Genomic DNA, 16272 nt, shown 5'->3' on the forward strand with positions numbered 1-16272 from the left:
GGCGCATCGCCGCGATCAAACGCGGCGACGTGGAGCAGAAGATCCGACCCATAGCGCCCAGCAAACCGTGAATTGCATGCTGGACCGCTTGACTGCCGTGGGCGGCGGTTAATCAGACCATCCCTAGAGCACCCATCGCAATCACCAGGTCGCGCACCGATAACGCACAAGCGGAACCCCGCGAGGTTCCGCATCGACGTCCAGATCACAGCCCCGGCGCGCTACGGTGGTCAACCGGAGAAGGCCTGGGACGGGACGGCGTCCAGGACCCTTCGTCAACCTGCAAGCGGCCACTACATTCAGCGCGCAATCCGGGATCTGGCTCCGAAGGCGGCAACAGCCGCCTCACCTGTTCAGGCTTTATTCCGCAAGACCGCAACCTTCGCCATGAGTTCGCTTATGGCAACGATCGCCGTCGGCTTGCCGCCCAATGCATGGGCCCGGGTGAAATCGAAATCCTTGTACCCGTTGCTGGTTTGCACACGAATACGGCAGCTCCTGGCCGCCACCATCCGCTCCAGCACCGAGTACGGGATGACGACTTCGTTGGTGCCATACAGTCGATTGGAGCCTGCAGTTCCAGCAACCGATCCCGCGTGGCTCGCCGGCTGACCGGCCGAGTACTGTGAAATGTTGCCATCGATGTTTACGAAGAATGCGCGAGTGTCCAAGAAAACCAGGTTGCCGGCGGCACCGGCGTTCCAGCTCATGACAAGCGCGACATTGTCCGGCGTTGCGCTCGACCAACGGGCTCCGAGCTCCAGCGATTCCGTCCACATGCCATCCACATTGACAAGGGCGTTGGGTGACGCCTCGATGAGAGTGGCGTTGTCGAAGCCGGACGTACGTTCGGTGACGACGCCATGCCCTGTCAGGTGATCCAGCGTGCTACAGCCCGACATCGCCAACGCAACGGCCATCGCGAACAAAGGTTTCCTGGTCATACCCTGCATCTCCCTTTTTGATGATCAATGGCGACCCTGCGCAATGCCGACCGGTTCGCGCAGAAGTCGATCGTGCACAGCAGGATCACCCATTGCCGTGCCCGCAACGATCAGCGCGAATCCCGCCCTGCCGTCATCCCTTCAGCCGATCCACTGTCAGAGAATGTCCGTTGCTTTTTTCGGGTCGACCTATGAGAGGCTCCTGAACCGACGGCTTTGCTGTAGGAGCGCCCTTGGACGCGATCTGGATGGCGGGCGCGCCCGAGGGCGCTCCTGCAAGTGTGGGTATTCGAGGCTCCCTGTAGGAGCGCACCCAGTGCGCGACTGCCATGCGAATGGTCGCGCACAGGGTGCGCTGCTACAGAAAACTTCAAAACCAACGGCTGTAGAAGCGCCCTCGGGCGCGACCTGGATGGCGGTCGCGCCCAAGGGCGCTCCTACAAGTTCGGGTAATTCATGGCCGCACTGTGCAGCAAGGAAGTCCCGCCGCTGGAACCTGGGTCCTTGTGCTGCATGATGTCGAAATCGTCCTATCTGTCGGACGACGGTGGACGACATGGCGCACGTCAGGTTCTACGCTCGATCGACGATGGCGCCAATGGGGTGTCGGGAAGGTGCAACCTGGCTCGGGTTCTACTCCGTCCCCTTGCCTGCGATTGCTAGACTGGACGCCCTGATTTTCCGGCGCTGATCCATGTCCGATCCGGTTCGACTGTCGAGATACGTTGCCGACCTGGCCCGGTGTTCACGCATCGAGGCCGAGCAGTACATCAAAGGTGGCTATGTGTCGGTCGACGGGCGCGTGATCGAAGATCCGGCGCATCCGGTATCGACCGAAGTCGTTGCGCTCGATGCCGCGGCGCGCCTGGAAGCCGTGGAGCCGGCCACGATCCTGCTGCACAAGCCGGTCGGCTATGACGCGATCAAGGGCCGCAAGGCCGCGGCGGGACTGGTGCAGCCGGCAACACGATGGCCCGATGACTCTTCCGGCGTGCGCCTGCTCGAGCGCCACTTCCATCGCCTGGTGCCGCTGATGCCACTGGATACCGATGCCAGCGGCCTGATGGTGCTGACCCAGGACGGCCGCGTGCGGCGCCAGCTGACCGAAGACCGGGACGAGATCGAACAGGAGTTCGTGGTCGAGGTCAGCGGCCAGATCGTGCCCTACGGCCTGTTCAAGCTCAACCACGGCCTGCAATTCCGCGGCCGGCCGCTGCGGCCGTGCAAGGTCAGCTGGCAGAACGAGATCCGCCTGCGCTTCGCGCTCAAGGGCGTGCAGGAAGGGCAACTGCGTGACATGTGCTCGCAGGTTGGGCTGGACGTGGTGGCGATCCGGCGCATCCGCATCGGCAAGGTCCCGCTGGCCAAGATGCCTGTCGGCGCGTGGCGCTACCTGCCCGCCGGCGAACGCTTCTGAGTCGCCCGCGGCTCAGGAGCCGCGCACGCGCAACGTCAGGCCCTTGAGGAAATTGCGCAGCAGCTGATCGCCGCACGGGCGGTAGTTCTTGTGCCCGGGTTGCCGGAACAACGCCGACAGTTCCGGCTTGGACACCGGCAAGCCGGCCTCGGCGAACACCTCGTGCATGTCCACGTCCTTGAGCTCGAAGGCCACCCGCAGTTTCTTCAGCACCACGTTGTTGCTGACGCGCTTCTCCACCGGCCGCGGCGGCACGCTCTCGTCCCTGCCCCGTCGATGAACGATCAACCCGTCGAGGAAATGCGCGAGCACCTTGTCGTTGCAGGGCTTGTACCCAGGCTCGTCTTCCTTGAGCAGGAAGGCGCGTACGTCGTCCTTTTCGACCGCGAAGGACGAATCGGCCAGGCCGATGATGTCGGCCACCTTGTTGTCACTGAGGTCGAGCATGTAGCGGACGCTGCGCAGGATGTCGTTGTTGATCATTGATCGCCGGGCGGTTGGGGCAAGTTCGCAAGTTTACCGGTGACGAACAGCAAAGCAGGGTCACGCAAGCAGCACACCGGCTGGCGCGTGCAGGCCGGGCAAATGCACATGGGCTGCTTGCTGAGTCGCCACGGCACCCGATGAGCGTTCCTGCCCGCTCAACGAATCAGCCTTGCTTGCGCCCCAGCGCACAGAGGATGGTCGCGGCCGCCACGGTGGCGCCATCCTCGCGCGCTACCTGGCTGCCGATCTGTGCCGCCGCGCGCGCGTAGTCCGGCTGATCAAGCAGCGCACGCAGGTTGGCGGCGATCTCTTTGCCGCGCCAGCGCTGCCGCGACAGCTCCCGGCCGACCCCGAGCCGCACCACCCGTGCGGCGTTGTCGGGCTGGTCGACCAGATAAGGCGTGATCAGCTGCGGACGGCCGGCGCGCAAGGCCTGCGCGGTGGTGCCGATGCCACCGTGGTGGACGTTGACGGCCGCCCGCGGGAACAACGCCGAGTACGGCGCGTAGCCGGTGACGTGGATCGTCGCCGTGGCGTGCGCTGCCCAGCGGCGCGCCTGTTCGTCGTCCAGCACCAGCACCGCGCGCATCCCCAGCAGGTCGATGGCGGCGAGGCTTTCGCGAACGAAGTCTCCGGCGTCGTGGATGGCCGACGTGCCCTGTGTGAACACCACCGGCGCTGGCCCGGCTTCCAGGAACGCCTGCAAACCGGGCGACAGCCTGGCGGGACCGCCCTTTTCGCTGTCGTAGAAGGCAAAGCCGGCGATGGTCGTGTGCGGCGGATGGTCGGCCTGCGGCGGGCCCAGCAGCGGCGAATAGAGCCCGATCGCGCCGGCGCCGCCGAACTGGCCCTCGAACAACGGATGGGCGGCGGCTGGCGGCAGTCCGACCTGATGACGGAAGCGGTCGATCGGCCGCGCCCAGCCGCGCGAGACGCGCCGGCCCAGCCCGACGAATGCACGCGTCCAGGCCGGCCCCAACCGATAGATCCAGCGCGACAGTCGCGGCCAATCAGCCACCACCGGCGGGTCGGTCACCGAGGCGAAGAGCATCGGCTGCAGCACGATGCCGACCTGCGGCAGGCCGCGCTTTTCCGCGGCCAGCCGAGCGCCGTAGGCCACCGAATGGGTGACTACCAGGTCGGCGCCGGCGAGCGCGACCACGGCATCGTCATACGCCTCGCGCAGCGACGGCAGGATGATGCGCTGGAGCAGGAACTGCGGTCGCGCCGCCACCGCACGCGCCAGTTCCCGCGGCGCCATCGCCAACCGGTCGGCGACCGCCTCGACGTCCGGGCGCATCGGGAAAAAGCCAATGCCCTCGGCCTCCACCTTGTCGCGGTACACCTCGCCGGCAGCCAGCACGGGATCCGCGCCGCGCTCGCGCAAGGCCAGCGCGAGCGCCAGGAACGGATGGAGGTCACCGTGGGTGCCGAATGTCGCCAGCACGATCCGTGGTCGAGGCGTGTTCGAAGCGGGCGAATGCATCGGTCAAGTCTCCTGGATCGGTCTGCCGTCCGCGACTGGTTGCGGCGAATCCGCCGGCGTCATCGGCCAGGCGCGGCAGGCTCTACGCAGCGCTCATGGCCCGGAGACTACAAAGGCGTACCCACCCACGGAGCACCGATCATGGCCGACGCAGGCGAGCTGAAGCAGAAATTCTGGGACGCGATCAAGGACGATCGTACCGTGATGCTTGGGCTGGCCGGCGCCAGCACCCACCCGCGCCCGATGACCGCGATGATCGAGGGCGACGAGGGCGGCCCGATCTGGTTCTTCACCGGCACCGCGACCGAGCTGGGCGCAGCCGTCTCCGGACCGGCGCCTGCCCTGCTGACGCTCTCATCCAAGGGCCACGACGTCTTCGCGACGGTCCATGGCCAGCTCTCGCGCACCCACGACCGTGCCGTCATCGATCGCTTGTGGAACCCGTTTATCGCGGCTTGGTACGAAGGCGGCAAGGACGACCCCACGCTGGTGCTGCTGCGGTTCGACCCGGCCGATGCCGAGATCTGGCTGGAAGGCTCGAGCCTGGTCGCCGGCGTCAAGGCAGTGCTCGGCGTCGACCCGAAGCAGGACTACCAGGACAACGTCGGCCAGGTGCGACTCTAAAAGCAGCAAGCTCGCGGGCGGGGGCATCAGGTCCTCCGGGAACCTGACCTCCCGCCCTGCCCCAGCGCAACGCTTGTTGCGGTCGATGCGCGCAGGCATGCCGCCGGACAGCGCGGCAAGACAACCGCTTCAATCCCCGGCTTGCGCCCCAGGACGTCGCGCTCCGCGCAGCCGCTTGTTCGCCAACGCCAACAAGGTTGCGCCGCCGAGCGTGCGCCGGAAGGGGCTGTCTCCGTCGAGCAGCTCCCGCCTCGCCCACCAGGCAAGCGCCGCGTCCCGGGCCGTCCCCAGCAGAGGCTCGGCCGGCCCGGCGGATGCGCGCGCCGCCGCCGCAAACATGGCCCACGCCAGTATCGGCCCATTGGGTGGCTGGCCCCAGCACGCCATAGCGCGTGGTCGGGTCGGGAAAGAGCGCTTCAAGCTGAGGCCCGGTGATCTGCTTCAAGGCGTTGCCCGAGAGCACGCGGCCGGTGGCGCGGCTTACGCTGGATTGGATCGAAAGCATCAATCGCACCGCCTGTCGAACCAAGGCGAAGCGACGGCGCAGCAGGTCGCGGGCGGCCCGTTGCTCGCGTGGATAGATGTAGCCCGTGGGCAGGATGCCCAGGCGCATCAGCTCCGCCAGGTGCCTTGCATCGGATTGGTCGTTGCCGTGCTTGAGCCCGTCGTATTGAGGGACGGCCGCGGTGTTTACCAGGCAAGCGACGTGGCCATGATCCATCAGGCCGTCGACCAGCCAGTACCAGTTGTAGGTTGACTCCACTGCCACGCCCGCGAGTTCGTCCCTGAAGGGCGCCAGATCGGCCAGGATGGCAGCGAGGTCGTTGGGTCGCCGTCGATCAAGCAGATGCCGGCCGGACTGATCGATAACAGCAAGTACGCTGTTGGTGGAATGCAGATCGATAGCTGCGTAGAGTGACATCGCTGCCTCCTGCCGTTTGGCGACGCTCAGAACTGTGGTGGTCCCGAACGTACCGCCGAACGCGGGAGGCGGCGACATGAGTTTTCAGAGTGCACTTTCCGGATGCTTACGTGGCCGGCCGATCTTCGCCGGGCCGGCACGGCGCCCCAGCTGCGCTTCGATGGCTGCACGGAAACGGTCCGTGCCCAACGCGTGCTGCCGCTGCACGTGCAGGCGGATGGCGGCCAGGTCATCGTCGGCGATCGCCTGCCTGACCAGCTCACGGTAGGCCATGTGGCGGCAAGCTGCGTCGCGTCCCAGCGCAAGAAACATCGGGTGCGGCATAACCACCGGATCCGCCGTGCCGTGCGCATTGGCAGCGTAGCTCGACCAGCGGTAGCCACCGGGGTCGTCGACCATCCGGGCACGTACCGGGTTCAGCTCAATGTACCGGTAGCAATGCAACAGGTAGCTTTCGCGATCCACCAGGCAGGCCTTGTAGCTCCCTTCCCACAGCGTCCCGGTGCGATGATGTCGGTCGTTGACGTAACGCACGTACCGGCGCCCGAGCGCCTGCATGAGGGCTGCCACCTGCCCCGCCGCCGAAGGCGTCAGCAGCAGATGCACGTGGTTGGTCATCAGCACATAAGCATGCACGGCGCAATGCTGGCGCAGGGCAAGCTCCTTCAGCTCCTGCAGATAGCGCAGGAAGTCAGCCTCCTCGAAAAAACACGGCTGCCTGTCGTTGCCCCGCTGCACGACGTGCTGAGGGATACCTGGTAGATCGAGCCTTGGCTGGCGTGGCATGGGAGCGTCCCTGAGCGAGCACCCAAGGTTGCCTGATCGCTCCATGCCCCGGCTGTCAGCCAGGCCAGCCTCACCGTGTCGGGAAAGTGCACTCTGGCTCGGGTTTTGCGGCGGCGAAATGGTGACCCGGGTTTTCGACCCGGGTTTTCGGGTTTTCAGGCGGGAAAGCTTGGCGCCTATTGATCCCGGCGGCGAAATGGTGACCCACTTAGTTGGATGACGGTTGTGCTTCCGAATCGGTGTAATGTAACCCGATCTTGCGCAGTCCGTCCGCAAGTGCTTTTGTATTCCCGCCTTTTGGCCATCCGATAACGGTTTCAACCAATTGGCCGTCCTTAAGGAAATAAAAAGCAGGAGTCTCCCAGCTGGAGATCATAGGCCAATCTGATTGCGCAGATGCAAGTGCGATAGATTCAGAGGGATGATCTCTATTCCACGAGGAAATGGCGTCGACGTCCAGGCTGCGGCCTGGTGGTGCTATCCAAGTAGAGTGTTCGGCCAGAACCCGCGCTAGAGCCGGATGATCTTCGATATAGCGCACGGCATTCTGGGTGAAGTGGCATTCCGGGTGTGAGACAACCACAATTTGGCTGGAGCCGATTTTTACATTGTGCCAAGCTAGTGATTTACCATTCTCACTGACTAGCAAACTCGAAGGACGATCTTCAAGCTTGGCGCCGTCAATTTTCGGAATCTCCTCTAAAGAAAGGTCTGGGTGGGCGGCGCTAAATATTCTTGCCTTGTTAAATTGGCGAGTTTGCAAAAAAGCCTCATACAGGTCTCTACGATCGTGCGCAGTAGCCTTTCCTTCTCGTTCCAACGCAGAAACATCGGCTTCCATATCATCAACAAACTTTGGTTCGCCAGAGTAGTAGCCAACGAGGTCAGCTGCTTGAAATAGGGTGGCTACTTGCTCAGGGCTCAACTGGGACAATTTAGATTGCCAAGGTTTGATGAGCTCAGAATATTTATCTGAAAGTAACTGCACTCTTTCCATGGTTGTCGGGTAGTCTTTCAGGCTGATCGATTCTATTTGATGATATGAATTATCGAGCGTCGCATCTTTAGTAGTGTCCAAGTGAGCAAAAAAAATAAAAACGGCTAGCAGCATGACTATGCTCCAAAGGTGTGCCAGCAATGTCTCAGGGGCGAGCGGATGTACCGCTCGCCTCTTGGTCGTTAACTGATCAGCAATTACCGGTACAAATCCAGCTAAATCGTGGGGCGCAAGATGCTCTGTCCGCGCAGTAAAATCCGTCATAGTCTTTGATTAATGATGGGTATGCAGCATTTGAGGGCGACAGAATTAGCTTGTCAGCTTGATTGTACGCGCGTATACCCTTTAGCCTCGGAGTGAGACGCTCCACCCCAAACAAGCTAAGAATTGCATACGCTTGCGACGCGGACAGCCCCTCAAGAGGCGCGTAACTGAAGCCAGTAATGCCCTTTTTCGTTGAAGGTAAGGATGTCAATAAATGTACGCCGATTTACTGGTGAAAGAGCATCTAGTGCAGTAGATTTGCCCTGATTTGACGCCACAAAGTTATGCAGTTCCGCTAGAAAGCGGACTCGAGCCATTTGCAATGCGATCTCGCTGCGGACGCGAGCTTGGTCTTTGAGATGATTGGCATCTAACTGATGGGCTTGCTGAGCAGCCTGGGTTGGAGGTGGCAGCGGTGATGGCCATGGCCACGGCAAGCAAAAGCCTATTCATAATCTTCTCCTTTCAAAGAAAGTAGTCGGTAGCGCAGAGCAAATCCGCGCAGGTATCGACAGAAGTGTTCGTGCGTGAACTATACGTCTATGAAGCTGCCGAGGTGGCCTAGCCGGACAGGATTGTCCCAAAGCCGGATCAGAGTGCACTTTCCGCATTCTTCTTGGGGCGGCCGATCCTGGCCGGACCCGCACGGCGCCCCAGTTGCGCCTCGATGGCTGCACGGAAGCGGTCCGTACCCAACGCGTGCCGACGTTGCAGGTGCAGACGTATGGCCGTGAGATCGTCATCCGAAATGGCTTGCCTGACCAGTTCGCGATAGGCGTACTGCCGGGACTCCGCATCACGGCCCAGGGACAGAAAGTTCGGGTGCGGCGTGACCAGCGCGTCGTGCCTTCCATGCGCATTGGCGCCGTAGCTCGACCAGCGATAGCCATCGGGGTCCTCCACCATGCGGGCACGCACCGGGTTGAGCTCGATGTACCGGTAGCAATGCAACAGATAGCTCTCGCGGTCCACGGGACACGCCTTGTAGCGTCCCTCCCACAGCGTTCCGGTGCGATGGTGGCGATCGTTGATATAGCGCACGTACCTGCGCCCGAGCGCCTGCATCAGCGTCGCTACCTGGCCGGAACAGGTAGGCGTAAGCAGCAGATGCACGTGGTTGGTCATCAGCACGTAGGCATGCACGGCGCAATGCTTGCGCAAGGCGAGTTCCTTAAACTCCTGCAGGTAACGCAGGTAGTCGGCCTCCTCGAAGAAACAGGGTTGCCGATCGTTGCCTCGCTGCACGACGTGCTGAGGGATACCTGGCAGATCGAGCCTTGGCTGGCGTGGCATGGGGTAGTTCGCTAGGCGAGAGAGCCCAAAAGGCTGCGGCAACCCTTTGCGATTCGCTGTCGGCGCGGACAGCCGCTCATTGTCAGAAAAGTGCACTCTGGCTCGGGTTTTGTCGAAGAGCTATGCGCCTATTGACCCCGGCGGCGAAATGGTGACCCGGGTTTCCTTTGAGGCGCCCCCCCCCCCGGGCGGGTCATGTGGCGCGGCATGCTCGACTCCGTCGCACACTTTGAGAACGGAATAGGACACAATGTCCGCATTCCGTCCCGCCGAGCGCCTTGCCATGTCCGAAGACCGCAAGCTCCTTTCCGAAGTCCGCAGGCGCTACACACAGGAGCAACTCGCCCAGTTGCTGAACACCACGGCCCGAAACATCCGACGCTGGGAGGTAGGGGAAACCGACCCTCCGCCCTATCTGGCCGATGCCATCCGCCAGCGACTGCTGCCGCTAGCCGATCCCCATGAGCAGGAGGAGCATGACTTCCGGTTCATCGACCTGTTCGCCGGCATCGGCGGCATCCGCATGGCCTTCGAGGCCCACGGTGGCCGCTGCGTGTTCACCAGCGAATGGAACACTTACGCCCAGAAGACCTACCTGGCCAACTTCCCGGAGTCGGCCCACACCCTGGAAGGTGACATTACCAAGGTGGACGAGCGCGACATCCCCGACCATGACGTGCTGCTGGCGGGCTTCCCCTGCCAGCCCTTCAGTATTGCCGGGGTATCGAAGAAGAACGCCCTGGGTCGCGCCCACGGCTTTGCCGACGAAACCCAAGGCACCCTGTTCTTCGATGTGGCCCGCATTATTGCGGCCAAGCGGCCCGCGGCCTTCCTGCTCGAGAACGTCAAGAACCTCGTCAGCCACGACAAGGGCAACACTTTCCGGGTCATCAGGAAGGTGCTGGAGGAAGAGCTGGGCTACCACATTGCCTGTAAAGTGGTGGACGGCGCGCACTTCGTGCCCCAGCACCGCGAGCGCATTCTGATCGTGGGCTTCCGCGAGAAGACCGATTTCGGCTTTTCTGACCTTGTTCTGCCGGAACATAAGCCGACCATGAAGGAAATTCTGCATCCGCAGGACGGCAGCGAGAAACCAGAGGGACACTACACCACAGGCCCGAAGGCCAAGGTGGACGAGCGCTACACGCTCACACCCAAACTTTGGGCCTACCTGCAGGCCTATGCGGCAAAGCACCGCGCTGCAGGCAATGGCTTCGGCTTTGGCCTAGTCGGCCCGGACAGCGTGTCCCGCACGCTGTCGGCCCGCTACTACAAGGACGGCTCGGAGATCCTCGTGTCACAGGGGCCGCGTAAACGCCCGCGCCGGCTCACGCCGCGGGAGTGCGCCCGCCTGATGGGCTTCCCGGATGACTTCATTATTCCGGTCAGCGACACGCAGGCCTACAAGCAGTTCGGGAACAGTGTGGTCATGCCGGTGATGCGGGAAGTCGCCCGCGCCATGAAGCCGCGGATCATGGAGCTCATCGACCCGGAGCTGGCCAAGCAGAGATCCCTGCTGGTTGCCTGAGTACGCATGGACATCGTGGATCGGCCCACTCGCAGCCGGATGATGTCCGGCATCCGCGGCAAGAACACCATGCCGGAACTGACCGTGCGCAGCTTTCTGCACCGTGCAGGACTGCGCTTCCGCCTTCACGCCAAACTGCCCGGCAAACCCGACCTAGTGTTTCCCAAGTACCGCACGGTGGTCTTCGTGCACGGCTGCTTCTGGCACCGGCACGAGGATTGCCGATATGCCACGACACCAGCCAGCAATCCGGAATTTTGGCAGCACAAATTTGCGGCCAATGTCCGTCGCGACGCAAAGGTCAGGGAGCAACTGGCAGAGCTAGGCTGGCGCGCATTGGTAATCTGGGCTTGCCAGTTAAATGAGCCCCGCCTCCGAGCGCTCGCCATGGAAATCCGGCAGGGAAAGTAGCGACCCGATTCCTCCGAATGTGGCTACCCCGTTTTGACACTTAAACCGGAATCTTTGCAACGTGCTTTCTGAGCACTTGACGGAGTTCCAACCTGTTCTTAGCGAAGTGAAGTTCGCGGTGATGATGCGGACACAGTGCCGCAGCATTCACCAAACTGTCGTCTCCCTTCTCTGACAGCGGGGTTATGTGGTGCACTTCAAGGTACGAGGCTCCGTTGTCCTTAAGAAAGAGCACGCAGGTGCAGCCAGGCATCTCGCATTTTCCGCTTGCCCTGATCAAGGCACCCGCAGCCACAATTGGGCTTCGGATGAATTCGGTCCGATCAACCTTGCGGGTCTTCGGCTTCCCTTTCGCCTTTTTTGCCAGAGCCATAATCTTCTTGGCGGCCTCCTGCGCAGCTTTGGCTATGTCGGCTGCGGTGGGGGCTGACGGCTGCTTTCTGCCGGGGGCTATGGTGGAAACGACTTTCTCGATGAATAGACAAGCCCCAACGTTGCCAATCAAAACGTAATCGCCCTTCCTTAGCCACGACGCGATTTCATGGCCCATCCTTGGCTCCGGCGTTCGAGTCGCCCCCTTTCTGAGAGCATGATAGTAGGAGGCGCCGACTGATTTTTTGACCGGGTCCCCGAGCACCGTGATCTTGAATTCTTCGGCTGGCCGACTTTCCGACCCTGAAATACCCGAATCCTCGATCGCTGCCACCTGTTGCTTGTTCGGCACGTAGGCCTTCTTAGCGACGTCGGTCTTTGAAACCTTCTTTACACCGTAGTTATCGAAACTGATCGCCATACTTACCCCTTGGTCGTCCGCGAGGTACGCGGCGTAGGCGCGAGCCTCCCATGGCTGCGCCACGAACTCAAGATGGAGAACGGGGATGCGAACAATGGACGGAGCAATGGGGAGCTTTAATGGGTACGGAGGGAATTACAGACTCGCCCTCCAGACGGCCCCTGCCGCAGTCGTCTCGCTCCACCGGCTACGCGGGCGATCGCCTGGCAACACGCTCGCATGCATGCCACGTCGCCCACGCCTCCAGCTTGCAGGTGCCCCCCCCACGTCACCCAGCGCCGTGTCGATGGCTGCGCAATGGGACGGACGCAGCCATCAGCGACCTTGCTACCACGATAGCGACCCACACGCTACGCGCTGACGGCTTTGCAGTGATTCTTGCCGCAGGTAACCTCGTGCCAAGTGAGCACGCGAGCCTCCCTGTGGAATCTTTCCCCGACCTCTCCACACTTGTTTCCCGCTTCCGGCACCTCGGCGCGACCCGGGTCTTCTACAAATTGCTGAGCGAAAACGACAACAGCAAGCAACAGATTTACCTCGGCAGCAGCTTTGGCGTCCTGACGTATTTCCCGTACGGACCCGTTCGACCGGAGGCGGGGGCGAAGGACCCGACCTTCAAGGCGCCGCTCGAATTTTTCTGGGTTGGCCCAACGACCTCGGAAAGGGCTCCCAATGCACAGCTGATCCTCTACTCAGGCTATCCAGAAGTGAGGCTTTCCGGGTTCCTGCGTGGCTGTCGAACTGGCCCGAATGAGCACCTGCGCCCCATCCCGAAAGAACACCGACGCGGTGTCGATGGCCGCGTTCTCTTCTTCGGCATAACCACAAGCAATCAGACCCTTGCGTACTTGGCACCGACAGGATCGGCGCTCGCAGCCGAAGCCATTCTGGCTTCGCATTCCGAGACGGGGTTGTTCCAGGAACTCGCGATTGCCGGTCCAACAGCCGGGGACTCCAAGTCACTCCTGCTAGCGAGACTTCGCGAGATCCAGCAGCTCGGGGCGGTTCCATCTATGAGATTGAACAATGCAGGCGAGCGTATCCCGTACAAGGCGCGCAATGGTGGTGGCTACACGCTGGAAGCCCTGTTGGGCATCAAGCCCAACGGAGACGCCTCTCCTGACTATCTGGGATGGGAAGTAAAGGCGTTCGGCGGCAGTTACCTTACGCTCATCACACCGGAACCCGACGGGGGCTACTACGGTTCGGAAGGTGTCGGCGCGTTCGTGCGCCGGTATGGGCGCCACGTAGCTGAAAAGGACCAGATGTACTTCACGGGGCGTCACTATTACGACCGGCCCGATACGACGACGTCCATGACTCTAGGTCTCATAGGGTTTGACGCCGCCAAGGGCGTCATCACCGATGCGGGCGGCCGCATAGTACTCACTGATAGAAACGGCAGCGAGGCTGCAACATGGAGCTACAGCCAGTTACTTACCCACTGGAATCGCAAGCATGCGTCTGCTGCGTACGTGCCTTATACAAGCCAGCGCAGCAGCGAACCAACCTATCGCTACCAGAACCCGGTGCTGCTTGGCGAAAGGACCGACTTCGCCAAGTATCTCAGCGCCATAGCCAAAGGGTTCGTGGCCTTCGATCCTGGCTCGAAGGTCGATGGCCTCACAACCGCACGCCCGAAAGTGAAGGCACGGAGCCAGTTCAGGATTCCCCGGGAGCGTCTGCCGGTTCTATACGAGAGCTTCGAAGAGCTCGACCTGACCCAAGGGACCTAACGATATCGCGAGTGAACTAAATGCTGAGAGCTCTTGCGGGTAACGCGCCAGAAAAGTGCTCTGACCCGGGCGTTAGGAACTCCGGGGTATGGCTCCGAACCCCCGCTCTGAATGGTCGCGTTCCGCCGGCACCCGCGTTGCAAGGCAGGACCGCGCGCGCACCGAGCCACGAACGAGTGGGCCTTCGAGCCCGCGACTCTGTGCAGCGCCTCGCTCGCACCTGGACGGCCACCGTGAAAACCGACGAGTGTTTGGGCAGCAAAAGGGCCGCTACCGCGGCCCTAACCAGAACGGTGACTGGCGCGCTCCTGGCGCCGGATCGAACGCAACGGACAGCGGAGCCTCAAGCAACCGGGATACCCCTACCCCGCGCACGCGGGCGGGAGAACTCTGTGTCTATTGACCCCAGCGGCGAAATGGTGACCCCGTTCGTTCGGCCGGGCGTTTCTCGCTACTGGCTGCGCACCTGCACGTCTCGTGTCCTATTGGGCAACTACGCCTTTTTTCCTCCGTCGCCCAGCCAAGCGTTTCCGCTCACTGCAGCCAACGTACGGAGCCTTCTTAAGCCACACTCCGGCCTACGCAGCTGAAGCCAACACAGGTGGCTCTCTGGGTAATTCAAAGGCTACGGCTTTAACGACCAAAGCAGGAAAAAGCCACCGGCCACACACAAAAAACCAGCAAGCAAAGGTGCCAAAACAACAAGTCGCGAATCCGGCTTATGGCAAGCAACCTTCACGGAGAAAGCTAAACCACGCTTAATCATAAAAGCGCCAAGCCAAACAACGATCACGACTGCAGATAGATATGCAACCTTAAGTACAAGAGCTGCGTCCATAGCCTCTCTTTACGCCGCCAACCTAGGATTACGCGCCAAAAGGCGCAACGAATAAGCCTCGAAGTCCGTGATCTCTCCTTCTGACCACGAGCCACCGCGTCTCCATACGCGCTCAGCCTCAGCGAGCCGCAACAAGCTTTTTGCGTCTTGGATCGGCGGCATCTTTTCTTCAACCAATGCCAACGGGTCCAGCCGAGAGATCTTTCGGGCCATTTCGAAGTGGCGCTCGTAAATATGCATGGATGCCGCATAATGGTAGTAATTACCGAGCCGCAAACCAAGCTCGACCGCCATTAACTCTTGCAAAGTCGTAAACAAGAATACGTCGTAGGGGACACCCCAAATAACGTCGTTACTCCTCATGTTCACGAATGCATGCAGCGCCCCCTCTCTAGCAATGAATTGAATCGTATTCGTGCATGACAAGTCGCTTGTGGGTGCAGATACGTCTTTCTCCCGCCTCAACGAAAGAACCGCTCGACGCGTTGTCGGCTCACGCCGAAGGAGAGCCTTCACGTTCTCCCATTGAGAGGATTCCACATCCTGACCAAAGATCGTAGCACCGTAGCAACTTCCCCTTATTTGCCCTTCATCGGCGAAGTCTCTCCACTTAGGCGCATAAAACGCCAAAGGTTCAACGGAACGCTCACCCCGCAAGTTCCAAGCAAGCTCTGCGATGGCCAAGGAGGCACTCCATCGACGTCCTGGGATGATAGTTAGCCTTTGGCGGGGGTCTGTGACGACAAATGAGACACCCAATAACTCGCGTGTTAGAAGACCGCGAGGATCCACCTCAACGCCTTGAGTCATCACCGCGCGGCAAAGCTCAATTTGGACACGGCTGGAGGAACAGCAGCTGATGTTCATAGGCTCTCCTATTCCCGTGAGCGGGGATCGGCTTTCGGGCTCGATCCTATTGTTGCGGGGGTAGATCTCGCGGATTGAGATTTCAGCAGACCCTCGAGTGCGGACACCTTGGCTTCCAGGCGTCGCATCTCAGCCATGTCCACTGGTGGTTGTCCTTGGCTGCTGTGATCCGCCGCTGACAATACTCGAGTGACCACAGCACCACCAACCGTAACCAAGAGCGCGAAAAACGCCAGCGAAAAAGCGGCAATCGGTAAATACTTGAGGAAAGCATCACGGAGCCTTGCATTTTCCTTCTCCGATGCTCTTCCCACCAGCTGGTCGATGTTAAGGAAGTATTTCCCAAAATTATCCACCGCTCGCGAACAAACTTCACGCTGATACGAGCTATCTTCAAAGTTGAGCGAACGATTGTCTCGGACATACTCGCTTCGCTCCTCCATTGAGACTCGGTGGAACGTCAACCTGATAAATTTGTCTCCCTTGGAGAGGAGTCTTCGTTCGGCACTAAAATTCAAAATTGAGGTGGAAATCTTGCCTGACCACCCCGGATCAACCACGCCTATATTCAGCGTCAACAAGCCTTGATTGCATTTGCGAGTAAGCACATGCGCCAAGGCGCACACATCCAAAGGAAGTCGAACTTCTTCTTCTGAGACCAAGTGAGCAATACCCTGCGGCTCCAGCACAAGAGAGTCAACCTTCCTCCCTTTATGGTCCACTATCTCGCCAACTGTCATAACTTGGCCGACTTTCCAGAACTCTTTAACAGGAGTTGCCGGATGTCCTCCAAAGCAGGCGATTTTGGACCCATCGAAGCTTGGCTGAATCATAGCCTTACCTTCCCTGAGAAATTAGTTCGGTAACAAAAGCCGTCCGG

General features: G+C 60.9%; 15 protein-coding genes. 5 read left to right on the top strand and 10 right to left on the bottom strand.

The features are described 5' to 3' along the window. Positions 1 to 353: 353 nt before the first annotated feature. On the bottom strand, positions 354 to 944 hold the full coding sequence (locus tag OSC30_RS06620; protein ID WP_267171063.1) for a hypothetical protein: 591 nt from the start codon (positions 942 to 944) through the stop codon (positions 354 to 356). Between the two features lie 694 nt (positions 945 to 1638). Here OSC30_RS06620 and OSC30_RS06625 point away from each other — a divergent pair. After that, positions 1639 to 2361 carry an rRNA pseudouridine synthase gene (locus OSC30_RS06625; protein ID WP_267171064.1) on the top strand — a complete coding sequence of 241 codons (723 nt, stop codon included), beginning with the start codon at positions 1639 to 1641 and terminating at the stop codon, positions 2359 to 2361. Positions 2362 to 2373: 12 nt separating this feature from the next. Here the strand turns inward: OSC30_RS06625 and OSC30_RS06630 are convergent, their stop codons facing one another. Both OSC30_RS06630 and OSC30_RS06635 read right to left on the bottom strand, forming a co-directional pair. Beyond that, complete coding sequence (locus tag OSC30_RS06630) at positions 2374 to 2844, bottom strand: YehS family protein (RefSeq protein WP_267171065.1); 471 nt, start codon at positions 2842 to 2844, stop codon at positions 2374 to 2376. Positions 2845 to 3010: 166 nt separating this feature from the next. Further along, positions 3011 to 4333, bottom strand: coding sequence for a glycosyltransferase (locus OSC30_RS06635; RefSeq protein WP_267171066.1), 1323 nt, complete (start codon positions 4331 to 4333; stop codon positions 3011 to 3013). Positions 4334 to 4474: 141 nt separating this feature from the next. Between OSC30_RS06635 and OSC30_RS06640 the strand changes: the two genes are divergently transcribed. Continuing rightward, positions 4475 to 4957, top strand: a complete 483-nt coding sequence (locus tag OSC30_RS06640) for a pyridoxamine 5'-phosphate oxidase family protein (protein WP_267171067.1) — start codon at positions 4475 to 4477, stop codon at positions 4955 to 4957. Here OSC30_RS06640 and OSC30_RS06645 read toward each other — a convergent pair. From OSC30_RS06645 to OSC30_RS06660, 4 genes are all read right to left on the bottom strand, one after another. Then, entirely contained in the window at positions 4890 to 5879 is a 990-nt protein-coding gene (locus OSC30_RS06645) for an IS110 family transposase (protein ID WP_267171068.1), read from the bottom strand. The two genes, OSC30_RS06640 and OSC30_RS06645, sit on opposite strands and share 68 nt — an antisense overlap. A gap of 84 nt (positions 5880 to 5963) precedes the next feature. Then, entirely contained in the window at positions 5964 to 6665 is a 702-nt protein-coding gene (locus OSC30_RS06650) for a transposase (protein WP_267171069.1), read from the bottom strand. A gap of 208 nt (positions 6666 to 6873) precedes the next feature. Next, entirely contained in the window at positions 6874 to 7776 is a 903-nt protein-coding gene (locus OSC30_RS06655) for a hypothetical protein (RefSeq protein ID WP_267171070.1), read from the bottom strand. 741 nt (positions 7777 to 8517) lie between these two features. Continuing rightward, positions 8518 to 9219 carry a transposase gene (locus OSC30_RS06660; protein WP_267171071.1) on the bottom strand — a complete coding sequence of 234 codons (702 nt, stop codon included), beginning with the start codon at positions 9217 to 9219 and terminating at the stop codon, positions 8518 to 8520. 250 nt (positions 9220 to 9469) lie between these two features. On the opposite strand from OSC30_RS06660, the gene dcm reads away from it, so the two are divergent. Together dcm and OSC30_RS06670 are read left to right on the top strand one after the other, a co-directional pair. Then, entirely contained in the window at positions 9470 to 10747 is a 1278-nt protein-coding gene (gene dcm / locus OSC30_RS06665; RefSeq protein WP_323374199.1) for a DNA (cytosine-5-)-methyltransferase, read from the top strand. 6 nt (positions 10748 to 10753) lie between these two features. Further along, positions 10754 to 11158, top strand: a complete 405-nt coding sequence (locus OSC30_RS06670) for a very short patch repair endonuclease (RefSeq protein WP_267171072.1) — start codon at positions 10754 to 10756, stop codon at positions 11156 to 11158. 40 nt (positions 11159 to 11198) lie between these two features. Here the strand turns inward: OSC30_RS06670 and OSC30_RS06675 are convergent, their stop codons facing one another. Then, positions 11199 to 11951 (bottom strand): HNH endonuclease, encoded by a 753-nt coding sequence (locus OSC30_RS06675; RefSeq protein ID WP_267171073.1) that lies wholly within the window; start codon positions 11949 to 11951, stop codon positions 11199 to 11201. Positions 11952 to 12373: 422 nt separating this feature from the next. Here OSC30_RS06675 and OSC30_RS06680 point away from each other — a divergent pair, with 422 nt between their 5' ends. Beyond that, positions 12374 to 13687 carry an MvaI/BcnI family restriction endonuclease gene (locus OSC30_RS06680; protein ID WP_267171074.1) on the top strand — a complete coding sequence of 438 codons (1314 nt, stop codon included), beginning with the start codon at positions 12374 to 12376 and terminating at the stop codon, positions 13685 to 13687. Positions 13688 to 14534: 847 nt separating this feature from the next. Here OSC30_RS06680 and OSC30_RS06685 read toward each other — a convergent pair. Next, positions 14535 to 15392, bottom strand: a complete 858-nt coding sequence (locus OSC30_RS06685) for a thymidylate synthase (RefSeq protein ID WP_267171075.1) — start codon at positions 15390 to 15392, stop codon at positions 14535 to 14537. An 8-nt stretch (positions 15393 to 15400) separates the two neighbouring features. Further along, positions 15401 to 16225: a dCTP deaminase domain-containing protein gene (locus OSC30_RS06690; RefSeq protein WP_267171076.1), complete on the bottom strand. Its 825-nt coding sequence runs from the start codon at positions 16223 to 16225 to the stop codon at positions 15401 to 15403. Positions 16226 to 16272 lie beyond the last annotated feature (47 nt).

Origin of the sequence: Frateuria hangzhouensis (assembly GCF_026410505.1) — a bacterium.
In the GTDB taxonomy this organism is placed as follows: Bacteria; Pseudomonadota; Gammaproteobacteria; order Xanthomonadales; family Rhodanobacteraceae; genus Frateuria_A; species Frateuria_A hangzhouensis.

Bases quoted from the DNA above. Each gene is read 5' to 3' on its own strand.
- OSC30_RS06620 (WP_267171063.1), bottom strand. From the start codon at position 944: ATGACCAGGAAACCTTTGTTCGCGATGGCCGTTGCGTTGGCGATGTCG.
- OSC30_RS06625 (WP_267171064.1), top strand. From the start codon at position 1,639: ATGTCCGATCCGGTTCGACTGTCGAGATACGTTGCCGACCTGGCCCGG.
- OSC30_RS06630 (WP_267171065.1), bottom strand. From the start codon at position 2,844: ATGATCAACAACGACATCCTGCGCAGCGTCCGCTACATGCTCGACCTC.
- OSC30_RS06635 (WP_267171066.1), bottom strand. From the start codon at position 4,333: ATGCATTCGCCCGCTTCGAACACGCCTCGACCACGGATCGTGCTGGCG.
- OSC30_RS06640 (WP_267171067.1), top strand. From the start codon at position 4,475: ATGGCCGACGCAGGCGAGCTGAAGCAGAAATTCTGGGACGCGATCAAG.
- OSC30_RS06645 (WP_267171068.1), bottom strand. From the start codon at position 5,879: ATGTCACTCTACGCAGCTATCGATCTGCATTCCACCAACAGCGTACTT.
- OSC30_RS06650 (WP_267171069.1), bottom strand. From the start codon at position 6,665: ATGCCACGCCAGCCAAGGCTCGATCTACCAGGTATCCCTCAGCACGTC.
- OSC30_RS06655 (WP_267171070.1), bottom strand. From the start codon at position 7,776: ATGCTGCTAGCCGTTTTTATTTTTTTTGCTCACTTGGACACTACTAAA.
- OSC30_RS06660 (WP_267171071.1), bottom strand. From the start codon at position 9,219: ATGCCACGCCAGCCAAGGCTCGATCTGCCAGGTATCCCTCAGCACGTC.
- dcm (WP_323374199.1), top strand. From the start codon at position 9,470: ATGTCCGCATTCCGTCCCGCCGAGCGCCTTGCCATGTCCGAAGACCGC.
- OSC30_RS06670 (WP_267171072.1), top strand. From the start codon at position 10,754: ATGGACATCGTGGATCGGCCCACTCGCAGCCGGATGATGTCCGGCATC.
- OSC30_RS06675 (WP_267171073.1), bottom strand. From the start codon at position 11,951: ATGGCGATCAGTTTCGATAACTACGGTGTAAAGAAGGTTTCAAAGACC.
- OSC30_RS06685 (WP_267171075.1), bottom strand. From the start codon at position 15,392: ATGAACATCAGCTGCTGTTCCTCCAGCCGTGTCCAAATTGAGCTTTGC.
- OSC30_RS06690 (WP_267171076.1), bottom strand. From the start codon at position 16,225: ATGATTCAGCCAAGCTTCGATGGGTCCAAAATCGCCTGCTTTGGAGGA.